We start from the raw sequence: 16,533 nt of genomic DNA on the forward strand, positions 1-16,533 counted from the left end.
CCCCTCCCTCAGGTTGACTATCTGCGACAGCTTGACAACCCTGGGTGGTTGACCGCAAGCCATGCCCAAAGGTTTACGCGTTGGTTCCCGAGTCCCCCGAGGACGCCTTGACCGAGCCGGTCATCTTCCGGCCGCCGTCGCCGAAGAAGCAGGTCACCCTGCGGTCGCCGTTGGACCAACCGCTCTCGCGCGGCAGCGAGTAGTAGATGCTGAGCGAGTCGACCGACCGGCCGGAGCCGTCGAGGTAGTCCTCCGCGAGCACATTGCACTTGGTGTCGGCCATCGTCTGCACCGCGTCGTCGCCGGGGTAGTCCGAGGACGCGTCCGAGAGGGAGGTGACGCCGAAGGTCTCCGCGTCGTGCTCCTCGGCGCACGGCACCACGTCGACACCCTTGGACTCGCCGCTGGATTCGCTGAGCGAATCACCGTGCAGGTTGAAGCACTGGCCCGTCCGCAGGTCGTCCGTGCGCGTGCCGCTGTTCAGGGCGCCGACCACCCCGAGGGTGATCACCACCGCGAGGAAGAGCGTCGCCACGCCGGAGACCGCGATGCCCGAGATGGCCAGCGCCTTGCCCTGCTGCCCCCGCTTGCGGATCTGGGCGAGCGCGACGATCCCGAACACCACCCCGAACACGGGGATGCAGCTCACGGCCAGCACGAAGGACGCGATGGCCATGCCGTTCATCGACTGCGGGGGCGGCGGCGGGTACCAGTACTGCTGGTACGGGGGCGGCGGGTACGGGCCCTGGGCGTAGGGCGGCTGACCGTACGGAGGCTGCCCGTACGGACCCGGCGGCGGGAACGGCGGCTGGCCGTGCGGCGCCTGACCGTACGGCGGCTGCGGCCCGGCCGGGGGCTGCGGGTACGACGGCAGGCTCGAGGCGGTCGGGTCCGGCGCGGGCCCGGTGGGCGCGGCCCACTCAGGCGTGGTCGGCTCGGACGCGGTCGGCTCGGACGCGGTCGGCTCGGCCGACTTCACCAGGCTCGGCCCGTCGTTCGCCGGCGGCGGTGCGTCTTCCGGCTGCGGCTCATCGTCCTGCGGCGGCCGGGGCTGGTCCTCGGGCTGCGGCTGGGGCTGGTCTTCTGACGGCGGATGGGGCGGCGGTATGTCCACCCGGGGATCCTACGGACTCCCCGGAACCTTGCCGTACCCCCTTGACCGTATTGGTCTAGGCCAATACTTTCCTGTTCTGCACATCTCCGCATGTCCCGGCACAGCACTCCCGCACAGCGCTCCCCGCACAGCACGGCTACATTCCCGGCTCACGCACAGGAAAGAGCCCCATGCGTCGAAGATTTCTCGGCAGGCTGGCCGTCGCCGCCTGCTCCTTGTCCCTGGTGGTGGGGCTGCCCGCGCTCACCACCGCCGCCAGCGCGCACCAGCCCGGGCATCACCAAGGCCCGGAGTACAAGCGGGTCGGCTACTTCACCCAGTGGGGCATCTACGGCCGCAACTACCAGGTCAAGAATCTGCAGACCAGCGGTACCGCCGCCAAGCTGACCCACCTCAACTACGCCTTCGCCAACATCGGCACCGACGGCAAGTGCTTCGAGGCGAACGTGCCCGGCCAGGGCGACGCCTGGGCCGACTACCAGCGCCCGCTCGACGCCGCGAGTTCCGTGGACGGCACCGCCGACACCGCGGAGCAGCCGCTGGCGGGCAACTTCAACCAACTGCGCGAGCTCAAGAAGGCCAACCCGCGCCTCAGGACGATGATCTCGATCGGCGGCTGGGGCTGGTCCACGAACTTCTCCGACGCGGCGCTCACGCCCGCCTCGCGGAGCGCCTTCGTCGCGTCCTGCATCGACGTCTTCATCAAGGGCAACCTGCCACTGCTCGACGGCAAGGGCGGCCCCGGGTCCGCCGCGGGCCTGTTCGACGGCATCGACATCGACTGGGAGTGGCCGGGTTCGGCCGGCAACACCGGCACCGTCTACCGCCCCGAGGACAAGAAGAACTTCACGGCGCTCACCGCCGAGTTCCGCCGCCAGCTCGACGCGTACGGCCGCCGGACGCACCGGCACTACGACCTGTCGGCGTTCCTCCCGGCCGCCCCGGCCAAGATCGACGCCGGCTTCGAGGCCCGCAAGATCTTCAACTACCTGGACTTCGGCACCGTCCAGGGCTACGACTTCCACGGGCCCTACGAGGCCACCACCAACCAGCAGTCGGCGCTCACCACTCCCCGGAACTCCCCTGTTCCGAACGAGTTCAGTGACGCGCAGGCCGTCGGCGACTGGCTGAAGCGCGGCGCGCCCGCCCGGCAGCTCGTCCTCGGCGTGCCCTTCTACGGCCAGGGCTGGACCGGCGTCCCCGACGGCGGCACGCACGGCCTCTACCAACCGTCCACCGGCCCGGCCCCCGCCACCTGGCAGCCCGGCAACGAGGACTACCACGCCCTCAAGGCCCTTGCGGCCTCGGGCACTTACCACGTGTACCGCGACACCCGTAACGGCTTCGCGTGGCTCTACGACGGCACCAACTTCTGGACCTACGACGACCCCCAGGTCCTCAAGGCGAAGACGTCCTGGATCCGCGACCACGGACTGGGCGGCGCCATGGTCTGGTCCCTGGACGGCGACACCGCCGACGGTGAACTGATCGCCGCCATCGACCGCGGCCTCGGCCACCGCTGAACCGCGGGGACTGCTGAACCGCTGAACCGCTGAACCGCTGAGCAACTGAGCAACTGAGCAACTGAACCGCTGATCCGACCGGTAGCGCCGCCCGGTCCACCGCCCTCACCGGCGGCGGACCGGGCGGCGTTCCGCAATACCGGTTCCACCTCAACACGTCAAGCCGCTCAGCGATTCTGCCCGAGTCCGATACGGGTTGCGTTACGTTGAGTTAATGACAGCTCACCCAGCGCGCACCGGGCCCGGGGGCGCTTCTGTCCAGCCCCGGAACAGCGGAGTGATGCCGGCTGCCCACGGTCCAGGATCCTGGGACCTGGCCGAGTTCCATCAGGAACTGAGCGCGCTCAGCGAGCGGATCTCCGATCTGCGCGGGCGCCGCGACGGCCGCCCCGCGGACATCCTCGGCGCACTCGACCTGGCACTCGTCGAACTGGAAGTCGCCGAGGACGAGTTGCGGACCTGCATGGAGGAGCTGCACGCGCACGGCGAACGGATCGCCCAGCGCGTCGAGGGCGCCGACCGCGAGTGGCAGATGCTCAACACCACCTTCCGCGAACTCCCCGTCCCGGTGTTCCTGCTCAGCCCCGAAGGCGCCATCCACCGCGCCAACGACGAGGCGGCCCGGCTGCTCGGCAGCACCGGCGAGCAGCTGACCGGGCAGCCGCTGGCGGCGCGGGTCCAGGCGGGGTACCGCCGGGTCTTCCGGTCGGCGCTCGGTGCCGCGCAGCGCGGCGCCCGGCCCGGACCGCTGCCCCTGCTGCTCACCAGCACCGACGGAACGAGCGCGGTGCGGATCCAACTGGCCCAGTTGCGGACCCCGCCGGGCGCCCGGCAGCTGATCTCCGCCGTCGTCCTGTCCCCGGACTCCGCCGAATCCCCGGACGCCCACGACCCCCGCCTTCCCCGCGACGATGCCGCGCGCACGGACCACGTCGCCGCCGGCACCGTCCATCGTGCGATCGCCACCTCGAACCGCACGAGCATCCGCGACCGGAGCCCGGACACGGCGACCCAGCGGGACGAAGTCGCCATGGGCGTACGGCGGCTGGACGTCGTCTGCAGGATGACGCGGCTGCTGGTCGGCGAACCGCTGCGGCCGGGGCCCGGTCTGCTCGAACGGGCCGCGACCCTGCTGGCGAACGAGTTCTCCGCCCGGGTCATCTTCTTCCTCGTACGCGCCGGGACCCCGCACCAGGTCGCCGCGATGCCCGCGGACGCGCCGCCCTACGCCCGCCCGGCCCCCGGTCCGCGGCCCGGGACCCGGGCCGGCCGCGAGGCGGCGACGGCCACGGCGCAGCGCGTGGCCCGTGCCGTCATCGCCTCCGGCGCCGCCCTGCTCGAACCGGCGCCCCCCGTCGACAGCGTCACTCCGCGCCCCCTGGGCCCGGTCCTGGGCGTACCGCTGGGCAGCGGTCCCGAGACGCTGGGCGCGCTGGTCCTGCTGCGCCGCGGCGGGTCCCACGGCTTCACCCTCCCCGATCTCGGTCTGCTGGAGGAGCTGGGCCAGCACCTCGCGATGGCGCTGCTCGCCGAACGGGACCACCGCCGCCAGGAGAACGCCGCGCAGGTGCTCCAGTTCAGCCTGCTCCCGTCCGAGCTGCCGGAGATCCCGTTCACCGAGGTGGCCGGCCTGTACCGGCCGCCGGGCGACGGCCCGCAGGTGGGCGGCGATTTCTACGACGCGTTCGCCACCCTCGGCGGCTGGGGCCTGGTCGTCGGCGATGTCTGCGGCAAGGGCGTCGAGGCCGCGTCCGTCACGGCCGCGGTGCGGCACGGCATCCGCACCCTGAGCGTCTGGGAGGAGCGCCCGGACGTGGTGCTGGAGAAGGTCAACCACGCGATGGCCGTGCAGCATCCGACCGACCGGTTCGTGACCGCCGTCGTCGCCCAGGTCCGGGTGGAGCGGGGTCTGGCCCGGGTGCGGCTGGCCAGCGCCGGGCATCTGCCCGCCGCGGTACTGCGGGCCGACGGCACGGTCGGGTTCGCCCGGGGCGGCGGCCGGCCGCTCGGGCTGTGCCCATCCCCGGAGGCCGAGGTCGAGGAACTCGTCCTGAGGGGCGGGGACGTCCTGCTGATGTATTCGGACGGCGTCACCGAGGCCCGCGACCGTAACCGGTCGTTCTTCGACGACGACCGGCTGCTCACGGCCCTGGCCGGGACCCGCGGCCTGTCCGCGGAGGCGGTGGTGAGCGCGGTGGAGCAACAGGTCATGGAATTCGCCGGCGGCTCCCCGCAGGACGATCTGACGCTGCTCGCGCTGCGGGTGGTCCCACAGGAAGAGGACCGCTCATGAAGCAGCAGCCAGGCGCATTCGGGCGGAACGCGCTCCCTGCCGCCGTCCCCGTCTTAGCGGCCCCTACGGCCCCTTCCGGCCCGGTCCCGGCCGCGATCCCCGCGCAGGTCCCTGCCCCGGCTCCGAGCCCGCCGGGGACGGCCTTCCGGACCTTCCCCGGAACCCCGGCCCATGTCTCCACCGCCCGCCGCTACGTCACCCAGTTCCTCGCGGACCCGGGCTACCGCCACGTCATCGACGACGCCGTGCTCCTGGTGAGCGAACTGGCGAGCAACGCGATCCTGCACACCAGGTCGGGGGATCCGCTCGGCGGCTTCACCGTCGAACTGGGCTTCCCCGCGGGCACCGTGCGCATCGCCGTCCACGACCAGGGCAGCCGCGAGGTCCCGCGGGTGCTGCACGGCAACGGGGAGGGCGGCCGCGGCCTCGGCCTCGTCGAGGTCCTCGCCGCCGACTGGGGCATCACGGGCGGTCCGGCCGGTCGCACCGTCTGGTTCGAACTGACCCTGCGGCCGTGATGCCCCCGGGGGCGGCCCTCAGCGGGCCGTGAAGCCGCCGTCGACCGCCAGTGCGGCGCCGGTGATGAACGCCGCCTCGTCGCTCAGCAGGAACGCGGTGAACGCGGCGATCTCCTCAGGGAGCGCGATCCGCCCCATCGGGTGCATCGCGGCGATCGCCGCCACCGCCTCCGGTGTCGCGCCCATCGTGGCCCGGAACAGCGGAGTGTCCACTCCCCCGGTCACCAGCGCGTTGACCCGCACCCCCTGCTCGGCGGTCTCCAGCGCCGCCGCCCGCGTCAGCCCGACGACCCCGTGCTTCGCCGCCACGTACGGCGAGACCCCGGCCATTCCCACGACGCCGAGATTGGACGCGTTGTTGACGATCGCGCCACCACCGGCCGCGACAATCGCCGGAATCTGGTACTTGAGGCCGTAGAACACGGTCGACAGATTGTGCGCGATATCCGCCTGCCAGCCGTCGGCGTCGATCGACTGCACCGGCCCGAACGCATTCACCCCGCCGACATTGTTGAAAGCCCCGTCCAGCCGCCCGAATTCCGCCACCGCGACCTCCACCACGCGGGCGGCCTCCTCCTCAACGGTGACATCGGCCCCCACGAACACCGCCCGCCCACCGGCGGCGCGAATCCCCGCGGCGACTTCCTCCCCGACATCCTTCCGCCGCGCGGCAATCACCACAGCGGCCCCTTCGGACGCGACGCGTTCCGCGACGGCCCTTCCCATTCCGGAGTTTCCCCCGGTGACGACAATTACCTTGGAATCAAAGCGAGATGACATGCCTTGAGCTTGCGCCGTTGCCGCCGCGGGGTCCGGCGGGAATCAGACGTCGAATCCGGTCGACCTGATGGTCCGTAGCGCTCGCACGCGGCGCTCAGAACTCGTCGGCGCCGTTGCGGAGCTCGTACGTCCAGTAGCCGGTCTTCGCGGCGGACTCGTCGACGGAGAGGCCGCCCGAGGGGGCGGTGACGACGCGGCTGCCTTCGGCGGGGCCGTTGGCGGCGAAGAGGTTGACGTTGAAGGTGGTGACGACCTTGTTGTTCTCGTGCACGCCGCCCAGGCCGACGCGGACGTTCGCGTAGGCCGGCTCGCCGGACTTCAGGACGATCGGGGTCGCGGGCTTGCTCTTCGCGACGGCCGGGATGTCCTTGGCGGTCTGGATGTCGCCGAAGGCGATCAGCGGGTACTGGAGGAGGCGGCAGGAGCGGCCGGAGGTGTTGAGGGCGGTCAGGACGATGTGCTCGGTGGGCGTCTCGTCCGCCTTCGCCATCGTGATCTTCACGTCCTTGTAGCCGCAGGCGGGGACCTTGGACGTGTCCGTCGAGCCGGTCGAGTTCTTACCGCCGGTGCCGGAAGTGGAGCCCGTCTTGCTCTTGGACGCGGCGGGGTCCGCCGTCGCCCCGGTGCCCGCCGTGCCGGCCGCCGGCTTCGACGCGGTGTCCGAGGGGGTCTGCGAAGCGTTCGGGGTCCCCGCGGCCTTCGCGTCGGTGTCGCTGCCGCCGCAGGCGGTCAGGCCCAGCGAGAGTGCGGCGACGACAACGGCGGCGGCGATGGTGTTCTTGCGGTGGATACGCACGGTGGATCTCCCCGTAATGGATGGTCGGCGCACGCATTCGGTGCTGAATACAACCTTCCGGTGGCGCGCTGCCGTCCCGCTTACGTACCGCTAACGATCGGCTGACAGCCGTGAGAGCAGTTCCGCGGCCCGTGCCGAGCCCTCCGTGAACCCGGCCGCTTCGGCTGCTGCCGCAGCCCCTTTCAGCTGGTCAGCGGCCTCGTCGGGACGGCCGAGGGCGGCCAGCGCCTCGCCCCGGACGATCTGCAGCATCGCCCGGCCGACCACCGCGTCGGGGGAGACCAGTTCCGCCGCGGACAGCGTGTGCGCGAGCGCCTCCTCGTACGCCTCCGTGGTGAGGCAGTGCCTCGCCAGATGCTGGAGAGTCAGCACCTGGGTGGGGGGATGGCCGGTCCGTGCGGCGAGCGTGACCGCGTGGGTCATCAGCTGCCCCGCCCGGACGTGGTCACCGGTGGAGTCCAGGACGGCCCCGAGGTTGACGTAGGCCACCGCCTCGCTGATCGCGTCGCCCGCCCGTGCGGCCAGTTCGGGCGCCTGCTCCAGCTGGACGAGCGCCTCGGCGTCCCGGCCCTCCTCGTGCAGCACCCAGCCGAGCAGTGCCCGCACCCGCGACTGCGCGTCCAGGTCGCCCACGTGCTCCGCCGAGTCGAGCCCGGTCCGGAGGAGCGGCACCCAGCCGTCCCTGATCCGCCACAGCATCAGCGGCCACTGCACGACGGCGAGCCGCCAGGCCCGGTCGTGCAGGCCCATCGCGACGGCCGCGGCGACCGCGCCCTCCAATGCCGGACGCTCCGCCTCGTACCAGGCCAGCGCCGCCGCACGGTCCTCGAACTCCCTGGTCGCCGGGGGCCGTCGGAAGTCCGGGGGCAGCGAGTAGCAGGGCTGGGAACCGGGTTCGGCGGCGGCGTCCGCCGCGAGCCCTGTGTAGAGGTAGTGGTCGATGAGGCGGTGCAGGCCCTGAGGGTCCGCCTGCGGGGCGAGATGGCGGGCGTAGAGGCGGACCAGGTCGTGCGGCGTCCAGCGGCCGGGGACGGTCTCGGTGAGCAGATGGGCCGCGGCGAGCCGGTCCAGGTCGGCGGAGGCCTGTGCGGGGGACATCCCGGCGAGCGCGCCCGCCGCGAAACGGTCCAGGTCGGACCCGGTGTGCAGGCCGAGCGCGCGGAACATCCGGGCGGCCGGCTCGGGCAGTTGCTGCAGCGTCAGCCGCAGTGCGGCCGAGACCCCGGTGTCCTCGATGTTCAGCAGGGCCAGACAGCCCTGTTCGTCGGCCAGTTCGCCGACCATCGCGTCGAGCGTCCACTGCGGCCGCTCGGCCAGCCGTGCCGCCGTCACCCGCAGGGCGAGCGGCAGCCCGTCGCAGAGTCCGGCCAGCCGCGCGGCGGCGCCGGGCTCGGCGGCGACCCGATCCGCGCCCAGCACGCTGCGGAGCAGCGCCACCGAGTCGGCCGGCGGAAGGTGTCCGAGAGGTACCGGCCGGGCCGCGTCGGAGGCGATGAGGCCGCCGAGCCGGTCTCGGCTGGTGACCAGCGTCGTGCAGCGGTCACCGCCGGGGAGCAGCGGCCGGACCTGCTCGGAGGAGCGCGCGTTGTCGAGGACGACGAGGAGCCGGCTGTCCGCGGTGAGGGAGCGGAACATTGCGCCCATCGCGTCGGCGGTCTCCGGTATCCGCTGCGCCGGGGTACCGAGTGCCAGGAGGAACTCCCGCAGTACGGCGCCGGCTTCGGGCGCCGGGGTGTCGCTGAAGCCGCGCAGGTCGGCGAAGAGCCGTCCGTCCGGGAAGTCGGCGCGCCGGTCGTACGCCCAGTGCACGGCGAAGGCGGTCTTGCCGACGCCGGCGGGCCCGGTGACCAGGCAGACGGGCGCGTCCCCGGCATCGACGGCCCGGGCGAGCGACGCCAGTTCGGCGCCCCGTCCGGTGAATCCGCGCGGCGGCCGTGGCAGCTGCTCGGGGACCGCGACCGCGGTGTGGAGGGCGGGGCGCTGGGCCGGCATGGGTTCCGCGGAACGCAGGAGCGTCGCGTACGCCTCGCCGAGCGCCTCGCCGGGGTCAACGCCGAGCTCCTCGGCGAGCAGCCGCCGGGTGCGGTGGTACCAGCCGATCGGTCCGACTGGCGCCCCGAGCGGCCCAGCGCCAGCATCAGCGCGGCCGCCAGGGTCTCCCGCAGCGGGTGCGCGACGGCTTCGGTGCGGAGCACGGCGGCGGCCCGGCCGTGCTCGCCGAGCTGCCCGTACGCGTCGGCGAGCGCCTCCACCGAGGCCAGCCGCCGCTCCTCCAGCCCGCCGGCCGCCGCCTCCAGCGGCCGGCTCTGCACGGTCCCGGTGAGCGCGGGTCCCTGCCAGAAGGAGAGCGCCTCCCGCAGCATCCGCACGGCGTCGGCGGGCCGCCGCTGCACCCCGGCGAGCGCGACGAGCTCTTCGAAGCGATGGGCGTCCACCAGGGATTCCGGCAGGTGCAGGGTGTACGCCGTCCCCTGCGTGGCGAGCTCGACCCCGTACGCCGACGCTCCGTGCTCGGCGAGCACCGCCCGCAGCCGTGAGACATGGCCCTGCAGGACGGTCTTGGCGTGGGCGGGCGGCTCGTCCTCCCAGAGGGCGCCGATCAGCTGGCTGACGTTCACCGGGGTATTGGGCCGCAACAGCATCATGGCCAGCAGGCTGGAGCGTTTGGCGGGCCCCAGCGCCACGTCCCCGTTCTCCGTGACCACGGCGACGGATCCGAGCAGCCGGAATTCCACCTCATACCTCCACGATCCGCTTCGCCCCGGCAACCGAGGATACGCAGCGGTAGCCGGCCTCCGATGCCACCCCATGGCCGGTGATCCGAAGGTGATCGGCTGGTGATCCCTCGGTGATCACCGGCGCGGCCCGGTGACGGCCGTCTGCCGACGGGCACCTGCCGACGGGCGGGGCCCGGCTCCCCGCCGTAAAATTTGACCATGGAAGACCGACCGGTCACTCCCATCGCACCCGAGCTCGTCGTCGAAGCTGACGGCGACTCTCAGGTGATGGAACCGAGCAGGTCCTACCGTATCGGGCGCGATCCGCAGAGCGACGTCGTGCTGAGCGACGACCGGGTCTCCTGGCACCACGCGGTCCTCCGGCCCGCCGTCGGCCACTGGATGCTGGAGGACGACCACAGCACCAACGGCACGTACGCCGACGGACAGCGGGTGCGGCTGTCCTCGGTCGGCCCCGGCAGCGTGATCCGGTTCGGTGACGCGGACGACGGACCGCTGGCGGTCCTCAGCAGACCGGCGGTGGTGCACCCGGCGGAGGTCCGGCGGCCGTCGTCCGTCTCGCATCCCGCCGCCACCCGGACGTTCCGCCGGCCGAGTACCGTGCGGCCGCTGCCCTCGACGGCCCGCACGGTGCGGATCGGCCGCGCTCCCGACAGCGACCTGGTGATCGACGAGCTGGTGGTCTCGCGCCGGCACGCCGAGCTGCGGGCGGGTCCTGACGGCTACGAGATCGTCGACCTGGGCAGCCACAACGGCACCTACCTCAACGGCCAGCCGGTGGCCCGCGCCCCGGTGATCCCCGGCGACATCGTCGGCATCGGTCACTCCGCCTTCTGCCTCGTCGGCGACGAACTCCAGGAGTTCGTCGACACCGGCGAGGTGTCGCTCGACGTGCAGGACCTGGCGGTACGGATCGACAAGGGCCACCGGACGCTGCTGGACGGGATCTCCTTCCCGGTCGGCGAGAAGTGCCTGCTGGCGGTGGTCGGCCCGAGCGGCGCGGGCAAGTCGACGCTGCTCAACGCGCTGACCGGGCAGCGCCCCGCGGACGAGGGCACCGTCCTCTACGACGGCCGGGACCTGTACCGGGACTACGCCGAGCTGCGCCAGCGCATCGGCCTCGTACCGCAGGACGACATCCTGCACTCGCAGCTGACCGTGCGGCGGGCCCTCGGCTACGCGGCGGAACTGCGCTTCCCCGAGGACACCGTCAAGGCGGAGCGGCAGGCGCGGGTCGACGAGGTGATCCAGGAGCTGGGACTCGGCCAGCGGGTCGGCCAGCCCATCCACAGCCTCTCCGGCGGCCAGCGCAAGCGGGTGAGCGTGGCGCTGGAGCTGCTGACGAAGCCGTCCCTGCTCTTCCTCGACGAGCCGACGTCCGGTCTCGACCCGGGCATGGACCGCTCGGTGATGCACATGCTGCGCGGCCTGGCGGACGACGGCCGCACGGTCATCGTCGTCACGCACAGCGTGCTGAGCCTGGACGTCTGCGACCGGCTGCTGGTGCTCGCGCCGGGCGGGAAGATCGCGTACTACGGGCCGCCGGAGGACGCGTTGGCGTACTTCGGGTTCGAACAGTGGCCGGAGGCCTTCGAGGCGTTCGAGAACGACGGGGAGCGCGACTGGTCGGGCCTGTACCGCGCCTCGCCGCTGCACCGGCAGTACATCTCGACGGAGTCCCGGCAGCCGCAGCACGTCCCCGGGCCCGCGCGGGTCCCGGTCGCCCCGCCGAAGCCGCAGAGCTGGGGCGCGCAACTGCGCACGCTGGTCCGGCGGTACGCGGCCGCGCTGACGGCCGACCGGACGTTCCTGATCATCATGGTGGCCCTGCCGTTCGTGATGGGCGCGATGGCGCACGCCCTGGCCGGCAGCAAGCTCACCCAGGAGACGGCGTTGAACGGGCTGCTGATCCTGTGCGTCGGAGCCGTGCTGACCGGCGCCGCGAACGCCGTACGCGAGCTCGTCAAGGAGCGGGTGATCTACCAGCGGGAACGGGCCGTCGGGCTGTCCCGGTCCGCGTATCTGATGTCGAAGGTGGTGGTGCTCGGGACGATCACGGTGGTGCAGGCCGTGGTGCTCACCATGGTGGGGCTGTTCGGCGTGGATCTGAACGCCCCTGGAGGGAAAGGGGTGTTCCTGCCACCACTCCTCGAAATCACCCTCGCCGTGGCGTTGCTGGCCTTCACCGCGATGATGCTGGGCCTGTTCGTGTCCGCGCTCGTGCGGAAGGAGGAGGTCACCATGCCGCTGCTGGTCCTCCTCGCGATCGTGCAGGTCGTGTTCTGCGGTGCGCTGCTGAAGCTGAACGGCGTGCCGGGGCTGGAGCAGCTGTCCTGGCTGGTGCCGTCCCGCTGGGCGCTGGGCGCCATGGCGGGCACGGTGGGCCTGCACCGGATCGTGCCGCAGGAACTCACCTCGGACCCGCTGTTCCGGCACTCGCCCGGGGTCTGGCTGCTGAACATGGGCATGCTGGTCGTCCTCTCGGCGGTGCTGGGGTTCCTGGTCGCCAGGCTACTGCGGCGGCACGAACCCGCGATCATGCGGAAGTAGCGCCGAACGCCCCGCGCTTTCGTCTGCCATCCCCACCCGTACCCGTACCCGTACCCGTGCCCCGAGGAGCTGCCCGTGACTGTCGCTCCCGACTTCCTTCCCACCCATGTCGTCCCGCCGGAAGGCCTGATGACCTGGTCGGCACCGGACGCGACGCAGCCGAGCGGCCCGCTGGACCCGCTGCTGCCCGTCCAGGTCGTCGACCGCCGGGGGGACTGGGCGCTGGCGCTGTGCTCCAACGGGTGGTCGGCGTGGGTGGACGGCCGGCTGCTGCTGTCGGTCCCGCACGGACCGCCCGCCGCCGGGCAGCCGTCCGCCCGGACCGCCGACCCCCGGCCGCTGCTGGCCACCGTCGAGGCCGAGGTGGGCCGCTACCGGCGGCTGGTCGAGGAACTGGGCGCCGGGCAGCTGGACGGCGAGGAGTTCCGGGAGCGCACGCGCGGCATGCGGGTCGGTGTGGTCGTGGACGGCGAAGCGGTCTGGCTCTACGACCAGCGCCACGAGCGGTGGTGCTACTGCGACGGGGTGTCGCTGCGGACGTTCGCCGCCTCGCAACGGCCGTCGGCCGGGGGTGGCGACGGGAACGCGGACAGAGGCGGCGGGGCCGTACCTCCTGAAGAGGCGGCCGCCGGCGCCGACGAGACCCGGGTCGCCGAGAAGACGAGGTTCGCCGATGGGCCCCCGGCCGCCGGGAAGACCCGTGTCGTCCCGTCGGCCGACCATCCGCCGACGCGGTTCGGTGAGCCCCGGTGACCAGCCGGGACCCCTCACCCGACTCCGGACTGCGCGGGCACCGGATCGCGGAGTACCAGCTGGAGGACGAGATCGGCCGGGGCGGTATGGCGGTCGTCTACCGGGCGCGGGACCTGCGGCTCGGCCGGACCGTGGCCGTGAAGGTGCTGGCGCCGGAACTCGCCCGCAACGACAACTTCCGCAAGCGCTTCGCCCATGAGTCACGGGTGGCGGCGGCCATCGACCATCCGCACATCGTGCCGATCTTCGAGGCCGGTGAGACGGACGGCGTGCTCTACATCGCCATGCGGTACGTCGAGGGCAGGGACCTGCGGGCGCTGCTCGACCGCGAAGGGACGCTGTCCCTCGAGGCCACCTGCCGGGTGGCCCTGCAAGTGGCCTCGGCGCTGGACGCCGCGCACGCGCACGACCTCGTGCACCGGGACGTCAAGCCCGGCAACATCCTGTTGGCCGAAGGCACCGACAGCGACCGTCCCGAGCACGCCTATCTGACGGACTTCGGCCTGACGAAGAAGTCGCTGTCGCTGACCGGCTTCACCAGCGTCGGGCAGTTCGTGGGCACGCTGGACTACGTGGCGCCCGAGCAGATCTCGGGCCGGCCGGTGGACGGCCGGTGCGACGTCTACAGCCTGGGCTGTGTGGTCTTCGAGATGCTGACCGGGGCGCCGCCGTTCCGCCGCGACGACGACATGGCCCTGCTCTGGGCGCACCAGTACGACTCGCCGCCGGGCCTGTCCGAGCTGCGGCCGGGCCTGCCGCAGGCCGTCGACGCGGTGCTGGGCAAGGCCCTGGCCAAGGCCCCCGAGAACCGTTACGAGACCTGCCGGGGGTTCGTCACGGCGCTGCGGACCGCCGGCCGGAGCGGCCGGCCGGGGACGGCGGGGAGTCCGCCGGCCGAGCATGCCGCCACCCGGGTGAACTCGGGTGGCGGCGCGGAGGCGGACGGCCGGCGGCAGCGGACCGCGGCTCCGCCGCCACCACCGGGCTGGGCCGCGCCGGTGTTCCCGGCCCGCCCCGGCTGACGTTCACCGCCCGTCACCTCGCGGCCACGACCGCCCCCTGCCCGTCTCAGTCCGCCGTCGCGTCCTTCACGTCGCCCGGACGATGGCGTACGTGCCGGGCCAGCAGGCTGCCGAGGAACCCGGTGACCAGCCCCCAGAGCGCCGCCAGGACGACCAGCAGGAAGAGGTGCGGTTCCAGGGAGACCTCTCCGCCCAGACCGCCGCCGAGGTCTCCGATGCCGATCAGGGACAGCCCGTAGCGCGCGGAGATCCGGGTGGTCAGTCCGACGAGGAGCAGGGCGACGGCCGAGGCCACGGCCATGTCGACGGCGTGCCGCCACGCCGGCGTCCGGACCGGGGAACGTACCGCCGCGACGAACCCGGCACCGAGCAGCGCCACGGCGGCCACGGCCACCAGCAGCCAGGCCCGGCCGTCGTATTGGGTGAGCGAGCTCATGTCGAGGTTCCGGTCCACGCCCTTGCTGCGGAGCACCTGGTCGAGCATGTGCGGCATGGGCAGCCCGATGGCCTGGTCCACGTGCCCCTCCCACGTTCCGCCCATGCCGAGGCCGAGTGCGATCCAGACCAGGTTCGGCAGGCCGAGGAGCAGGACGGCGACGGTCTCAGCCGGATGGCCCCGCGTGATCAGGGTGACCAGCCCGGCGATCAGGCCGATCACCACATAGCCGAGCAGCACCAGCAGCATCGCGAAGGCCGGCGGCCGGACGGAGTTCTGGAAGTGCAGCAGCCGGGAGGGCAGCGGTGCCTTCCGGGAGACGAGGAAGGCGAGCGCGAGCACGGCCAGCACCCAGAGGAGGCCGAATCCGAGGGTCGGGGGGACGTCCGCGCGGAATCCGACCTGTGGCGTCGCGCCGAGCGCCTCGCCGAGGTCCTGCTCGATGCCGTTGCCCACCGGGATGCTGAAGGTGTGGCGGGCCGCGAGGGCGAGCAGCAGGAGCAGCAGCAGCAGCCAGAGCACGGCCGTTCGGGCGACCCGGCCGAGCAGCTCTCCGACGTCGGTCACCGCCCTCGCGCGCAGCGGCAGCAGGAAGACGACGGCGGTCACGAGGGAGCCGGCCAGCGTCACCGACAGCGGAATGACGTCGATGGCGGCGTCCGTCCGGGCGAGGAACCCGGCGTCACCTGACAGTTCGACCGAGCCGCCGACCGCCATGACGACCACGGCCGCGACCACCGGGGGGAACGCGCCGCCGGGAAGGTCGCCCGCGCCCGCCGCCCACAGGCCGAGGGCGGCCACGACGAGCATGACGGCGGTCCCCGCCACGGCTGTGGCGAGGGCCTCTCCCCAGGCCCGGAGGGCGCTGGGAACGGGGCTTCGCGGCTGACTCACGCTGTCTCCTGCCGGGAACGGAGGCGATGCAGAACTTGCGGGCGACAGTGCACCGGATCACACAATGGACCAAAACTGATGATTACTGGGCAAATTTCTCACTGCGCCGGACGATCCGCGCGCCGGAAGAGGGACTCGTGACATCTGCACCGCCCCCCGAAAGCCACCCGACCGGCCCACCGTCGGGCCCGCTCGCCGCGCCGCGCCCGTCGGACCCGACGCAGGCCATGCCCCGGCAGCAGCCCGCCCCGTCGGGGCAGGGCGGCTCGCCGGGCGGCCCCGAGGACGGGAGCGGCGGCCGGGGCGGCGGAGGCGGCGGGGACGGGAGCGGGGGCCCGGGAGACCACCGGCCCTGGTGGCGGTCCGCGCCCCGGGTCGCCCTGATCGCGGTCGTCCTGGTCGCGGCCGTGGCTCTGGTCGTCTTCCTCACCCGTCCGGACAAGAAGTCCGCCGACACGAGCGGTTCCGACAGCACGGGCCCCGAGCTGTTGCTCCAGCCGGCAGCCGCCGCGGGCACCGCCCCCTTCACCCAGTCAACGGCGAAGGACTCCTCGGAGCCCGCCTCCGCCAGCCCGATGCCCAGCCTGCTGTCCAGCGGGACGGACGGCACCAGCACCGCGGACGGCTCGGCGCCCGGCCTGTACGGCGGCACGCTCAAGGTGTCGAGCTGTGACGTCGAACGGCAGATCGACTTCCTGACGGGCGACGCGGCGAAAGCCAAGGCCTTCGCCGGCGTCGAAGGCATCGAGCCGTCCGAAATCCCCGCCTATCTGCGCTCCCTGACGCCCGTACAGCTGCGCATGGACACCAGCGTCACCAATCACGGCTTCAAGGACGGCAAGGCCACCGCCTTCCAGTCCGTGCTGCAGACCGGCACCGCCGTCCTGGTCGGTGACCGCGGGGAGCCGCGCGTGCGCTGCGCCTGCGGCAACCCGCTCCAGTCGCCGGCACCCGCGCAGAACGCGAAGACGACCGGGCAGGCATGGCCGTCCTACGACCCGGCCAAGGTGGTGACCGTGGCGGACGCGAAGAAGGACGTGGACGCGTTCGTCCTCTACGACGCGCAGACGGACCAGTGGTTCAAGCGCCCGAGGGGCGACACGGGCGCTTGAACCA

The 16,533-nt window shown here is 72.6% G+C and carries 11 protein-coding genes and 1 pseudogene; 7 read left to right on the forward strand and 5 right to left on the reverse strand.

What is annotated here, in order from left to right; genetic code table 11:
- Positions 1-73 precede the first annotated feature (73 nt).
- Entirely contained in the window at positions 74-1,114 is a 1,041-nt protein-coding gene (locus O3W51_RS18185; RefSeq protein WP_269286801.1) for a DUF4190 domain-containing protein, read from the reverse strand.
- Positions 1,115-1,284: 170 nt separating this feature from the next.
- Between O3W51_RS18185 and O3W51_RS18190 the strand changes: the two genes are divergently transcribed.
- The 3 genes from O3W51_RS18190 (at position 1,285) to O3W51_RS18200 (ending at position 5,448) form a co-directional block, all read left to right on the forward strand.
- Positions 1,285-2,637, forward strand: a complete 1,353-nt coding sequence (locus tag O3W51_RS18190; RefSeq protein ID WP_138351055.1) for a glycoside hydrolase family 18 protein — start codon at positions 1,285-1,287, stop codon at positions 2,635-2,637.
- A 280-nt stretch (positions 2,638-2,917) separates the two neighbouring features.
- Positions 2,918-4,930 carry a SpoIIE family protein phosphatase gene (locus O3W51_RS18195; protein WP_269286804.1) on the forward strand — a complete coding sequence of 671 codons (2,013 nt, stop codon included), beginning with the start codon at positions 2,918-2,920 and terminating at the stop codon, positions 4,928-4,930.
- Complete coding sequence (locus tag O3W51_RS18200) at positions 4,927-5,448, forward strand: ATP-binding protein (protein ID WP_138351057.1); 522 nt, start codon at positions 4,927-4,929, stop codon at positions 5,446-5,448. Before O3W51_RS18195 ends, O3W51_RS18200 begins: the two co-directional genes overlap by 4 nt.
- 18 nt (positions 5,449-5,466) lie before the next feature.
- Here O3W51_RS18200 and O3W51_RS18205 read toward each other — a convergent pair whose 3' ends face one another.
- The 3 genes and pseudogenes from O3W51_RS18205 to O3W51_RS18215 all read right to left on the reverse strand — a co-directional run bounded on the left by O3W51_RS18205 (position 5,467) and on the right by O3W51_RS18215 (position 9,759).
- Complete coding sequence (locus tag O3W51_RS18205) at positions 5,467-6,228, reverse strand: SDR family NAD(P)-dependent oxidoreductase (protein ID WP_138351093.1); 762 nt, start codon at positions 6,226-6,228, stop codon at positions 5,467-5,469.
- A 94-nt stretch (positions 6,229-6,322) separates the two neighbouring features.
- A complete protein-coding gene (locus O3W51_RS18210; protein WP_198357018.1) occupies positions 6,323-7,024 on the reverse strand; it encodes a DUF4232 domain-containing protein in 702 nt (233 codons plus the stop codon).
- A 90-nt stretch (positions 7,025-7,114) separates the two neighbouring features.
- Positions 7,115-9,759 (reverse strand): annotated as a pseudogene (locus O3W51_RS18215) (BTAD domain-containing putative transcriptional regulator).
- A 201-nt stretch (positions 9,760-9,960) separates the two neighbouring features.
- Here O3W51_RS18215 and O3W51_RS18220 point away from each other — a divergent pair.
- The 3 genes from O3W51_RS18220 (at position 9,961) to O3W51_RS18230 (ending at position 14,087) form a co-directional block, all read left to right on the forward strand.
- Positions 9,961-12,312: an ABC transporter ATP-binding protein/permease gene (locus O3W51_RS18220; RefSeq protein WP_269286809.1), complete on the forward strand. Its 2,352-nt coding sequence runs from the start codon at positions 9,961-9,963 to the stop codon at positions 12,310-12,312.
- Between the two features lie 75 nt (positions 12,313-12,387).
- Entirely contained in the window at positions 12,388-13,065 is a 678-nt protein-coding gene (locus tag O3W51_RS18225; RefSeq protein WP_381586430.1) for a hypothetical protein, read from the forward strand.
- Positions 13,062-14,087 carry a serine/threonine-protein kinase gene (locus O3W51_RS18230; RefSeq protein WP_138351061.1) on the forward strand — a complete coding sequence of 342 codons (1,026 nt, stop codon included), beginning with the start codon at positions 13,062-13,064 and terminating at the stop codon, positions 14,085-14,087. The genes O3W51_RS18225 and O3W51_RS18230 overlap by 4 nt, the downstream gene beginning before the upstream one ends.
- Positions 14,088-14,133: 46 nt before the next feature.
- Here O3W51_RS18230 and O3W51_RS18235 read toward each other — a convergent pair whose 3' ends face one another.
- A complete protein-coding gene (locus O3W51_RS18235; RefSeq protein ID WP_269286811.1) occupies positions 14,134-15,417 on the reverse strand; it encodes a streptophobe family protein in 1,284 nt (427 codons plus the stop codon).
- A gap of 137 nt (positions 15,418-15,554) precedes the next feature.
- Here O3W51_RS18235 and O3W51_RS18240 point away from each other — a divergent pair, with 137 nt between their 5' ends.
- Positions 15,555-16,529, forward strand: coding sequence for a DUF6777 domain-containing protein (locus O3W51_RS18240; protein WP_269286814.1), 975 nt, complete (start codon positions 15,555-15,557; stop codon positions 16,527-16,529).
- Positions 16,530-16,533 lie beyond the last annotated feature (4 nt).

It is taken from the genome of Streptomyces sp. H39-C1, assembly GCF_027158125.1.
In the GTDB taxonomy this organism is placed as follows: domain Bacteria; phylum Actinomycetota; class Actinomycetes; order Streptomycetales; family Streptomycetaceae; genus Actinacidiphila; species Actinacidiphila fildesensis.